The organism is Sulfurimonas sp. (assembly GCF_027056685.1).
In the GTDB taxonomy this organism is placed as follows: domain Bacteria; phylum Campylobacterota; class Campylobacteria; order Campylobacterales; family Sulfurimonadaceae; genus Sulfurimonas.
Genome location: NZ_JALUKE010000130.1, coordinates 1 through 3,264, shown reverse-complemented (window position 1 = coordinate 3,264; position 3,264 = coordinate 1). Strand labels below are relative to the sequence as shown.

Sequence of the window (3,264 nt, the reverse complement as noted above, 5' to 3'; positions counted from 1 at the left end):
CTTCTCCCAACACTTGCACTTTGTGTATCTTTACTAGATACTGTGTCTAAGTCTTGTTGAGATTTTTTAATATCCACATTTTCTCCTTTAAAAATAGGTTGTTAGTTTGTCTATTGATATGTTTCACCTTGAATTACAAAGAGTTGCATATCTGTATTATGCCATTTTAAACATTATTAATTGTAAATTTCTGGACAAATAGTATTATACAGAAAAATGAGATACTTTTGTGATAATATTATTTAAAAAACTTATTTTAGTTACTTATTGAAACAGTTTTATAATTATTGTGAATAGTTATATTATCGCAGTGAATAGTTTTGATTTGTATGCCTTATAGTATACCTTTATTTACATTTTTACGATGCCAAGAATGAGATAAGTTTCTGTCTCTTTTTCGTAGTAAAATGGAATACGAAGACCTTTATGTTCAAGGTCTTTAATATTTTCATCATCAAAAAGAGTAGACTTTTTGAACTTTTGAACTTTTGTTGGAACATTTATAATGACTGTATCGAGATAAAGCTTAAAACTTTTTGCTGCATCGAGTTGCTCTTTGGGAAATTCTTCTAAAAGAGAACGGAGTTGCGTTTGATATGTTTCTGTACAGAATATTTGCATTATTTCTCTCTCTCTTTAAGCCACTGAGTACTCTCTTGCATACAAACAGAGAACTTTTTTGCAGAAGTTTTATCTTTTAAAAAGCTCTCAAGTGCTTCTTGCATTGCTTTTTGAATCTCTGTTTTGCTTGCTTTCTCCATGTTATTAGTCATCATCTTCTTGAATTTTTTTGCTTTTTTGTTCTTTGTCTTCACACCCTATTTTTTCACATGTCGTTTCATTTATCACTGAAATCTGTTTTTGAATTAACTCAACTTTCTCGTCATCATCAGCCATATCAAAATCTTCGTCATTTGCAATATACTTTTTCAGCTGTGTCATTTGAAATGGATTTCCATGTTCATATACAATTTCGCCACCATGTTTTCCTTGAAGAAAAGTAACTGCCATAACTGCAATCGTAAGTAAAATACCAAAAATTTGAATGCCACCTTTTTTCATTCTGCATCCAATAATTTGAATAAGAGCAACAATAGCCATTGCTACAGCAAGGTAACGACCAAGGTCTCTATGCTCTAAAAGTTCAGCTTTACCTGCAGTATCAAGAAAGCCAAAAACTTCAGGGCCGGCAATTTTTTCCCCTGTGTACCAAACGCCTATCATTGCAATTGCTGCAAGAAGAGCAGTTCGTGCAGAAATTTTTGCCATTGTCTCGGTTCTATTGAATATATATATAACACCAAATGTTGCGGCAACAAGTGGTAAAATCATTGCAAAGTGGACTGTAGCTGGGTGAATCATCATAATATTTTCCTTCTGTTCTTTTAGCTAATTATATTCCATATAATATAAAAAATATTTATATTATTATAATAATTTCTTATTTTAAGTTGAAATTTATTTCTCTTTCTTTTCTATTACATCTTTAGCAGATTTAATAGCTGAGCCAAGAACTATTCGCGCAGCTTCCATCGCTTGCGCACCCATACGTTTTGCCTCTTTTGCTTTTGGTGATTGCATAGCGACATCTGCTCTTTTTACAGCACCTTTAGCAAAGTTAGAAAATCTACTGCGAATAACATCTGCTGTCTCTTTGGAAATAAGTACAAGCTCTTCTAAATCATAATGCATATCTTTGTTGATTTCTATAAGCATTTTTCTCAGCAGTTGAGAGCTTTCACTTGCTTGAGTAAGGATGATTTGAGAAAAAAGTGTATCTGTTTGGTTTAAGTCTTCAATAATGGTATCGTAATCTTCTATAAGAATATGCTTCGCTTCTATTGGCATATAAGCAACTCTTTGTTTAAACCTGTCAATAGATTTTACTAAACCACCGCGCATTCCTTTTAGTGTTAAACGCAGTATGGAATCAGCTTTTGTTGGTGTCGCTTCTGCTACATCAATGGCTGTTGCTAAAATTGTCGAAAGAATTTTACGTACGCGGATAGTATTTAAAGAACCCTCTTTTATAGCTTCAAATGTAATCTCTTTAATGACCTCTTTAAGAGATTCATCAATATCACTCTCCTGCTCTTTTTCTAAAGCAGTAATAATAGTAGACTCTACCATTTCACTTAAAATGTCATATAAATCAATAGATTGTAGTTTTATGTGGTGCAGTGCAATCAGTACATCTTCATTTGGTTTGATATCTTCTTCAAGAACATTAAATATTTCATATTTTGCCTCTTGAAGTTCATCTGCTTTCTTCTCTAATGCTCTCTCTATATTCTCTTTTTGTGCTAAAAGATTTTCTACTTCGTTTTGTAAAGATTGTGTCTCTACCTCTACAAGGCTTGTTGTGAGCGTTCTAATTTCATCTACAGTGAGTTCATTTAAGTCGATTTCTGCCCTTTGTAGAGCATTTACAACTCTCCGTGAAATATTTTTAAATTTATGACTATATACTTTTTTCACTTTTAATTCTAGTTCATTCGTATCCATCATTTTCTCCTCTTTTTAAAGAACCATTTTTATATCTTGATGTTTTTTTAGCGCATCATAGATAAAAGTTCTATCATCTTCATTATGGACTAGCAAATCCAAATTCATACTTACATACTTCCCGCTTTTTGAACTATTTGATGGTGTAAGTTTATGCTCCCTCTCTTCAATAACATCATGAACAGCTTTTTTGAGGGTATTTTCTTCACTTGCTATTACTTTGTAACACCAATTACAAGGGTACTCAAGTTCTAGTTTTTTGCCCTCTAGTTTATCGTTTAAAGTTTCCACTTTTGCCTCCTGATTTTGATTCAAGTTGTACATTTTTGATAATCATGCCTTTATCTATTGCTTTAACCATATCATATATTGTCAATAGTCCCACACTTACACCTGTGAGTGCTTCCATTTCTACTCCCGTTTGTCCTGTAAGTTTCGCAGTTACTGTAAGTTTAAATCCTGGAAGTTCTTCAATCTCATCAACATCACAATTTATACCTGTAAGATTGAGAGGGTGGCACATAGGAATTAAATTGCTTGTCTGTTTTGTTCCCATAATAGCAGCGATTACAGCAGTTTGTAAAACAGGCCCTTTTTTTGTCTTTTCACTTACGATTGCATCATAAGCATCTCGACTCATTTGTATAATTCCACTTGCTACTGCGACTCTTGTTGTATTGCTCTTGTCACTCACATCGACCATTTTAGGACGCTGGTTCTCATCTAAATGTGTTAAATTCATATATGCTCTTTTGTATT

At 32.8% G+C, this 3,264-nt stretch carries 6 protein-coding genes; all 6 read right to left on the bottom strand.

Annotated features, from left to right (window positions below):
• Positions 1 to 351: 351 nt before the first annotated feature.
• The 6 genes from MVY38_RS05710 to moaC all read right to left on the bottom strand — a co-directional run bounded on the left by MVY38_RS05710 (position 352) and on the right by moaC (position 3,247).
• Positions 352 to 621 (bottom strand): hypothetical protein, encoded by a 270-nt coding sequence (locus tag MVY38_RS05710; protein WP_297484237.1) that lies wholly within the window; start codon positions 619 to 621, stop codon positions 352 to 354.
• Positions 621 to 776, bottom strand: a complete 156-nt coding sequence (locus MVY38_RS05705; protein WP_297484235.1) for a hypothetical protein — start codon at positions 774 to 776, stop codon at positions 621 to 623. The genes MVY38_RS05710 and MVY38_RS05705 overlap by 1 nt, the downstream gene beginning before the upstream one ends.
• Positions 766 to 1,365: a DUF2231 domain-containing protein gene (locus MVY38_RS05700; RefSeq protein ID WP_297484233.1), complete on the bottom strand. Its 600-nt coding sequence runs from the start codon at positions 1,363 to 1,365 to the stop codon at positions 766 to 768. Before MVY38_RS05700 ends, MVY38_RS05705 begins: the two co-directional genes overlap by 11 nt.
• A gap of 93 nt (positions 1,366 to 1,458) precedes the next feature.
• Positions 1,459 to 2,505 (bottom strand): DUF6781 family protein, encoded by a 1,047-nt coding sequence (locus MVY38_RS05695; protein WP_297484231.1) that lies wholly within the window; start codon positions 2,503 to 2,505, stop codon positions 1,459 to 1,461.
• 15 nt (positions 2,506 to 2,520) lie between these two features.
• Positions 2,521 to 2,796, bottom strand: coding sequence for a DUF493 domain-containing protein (locus MVY38_RS05690; RefSeq protein WP_297484229.1), 276 nt, complete (start codon positions 2,794 to 2,796; stop codon positions 2,521 to 2,523).
• Positions 2,777 to 3,247, bottom strand: a complete 471-nt coding sequence (moaC, locus tag MVY38_RS05685; protein WP_297484239.1) for a cyclic pyranopterin monophosphate synthase MoaC — start codon at positions 3,245 to 3,247, stop codon at positions 2,777 to 2,779. The genes MVY38_RS05690 and moaC overlap by 20 nt, the downstream gene beginning before the upstream one ends.
• Positions 3,248 to 3,264: the final 17 nt, after the last annotated feature.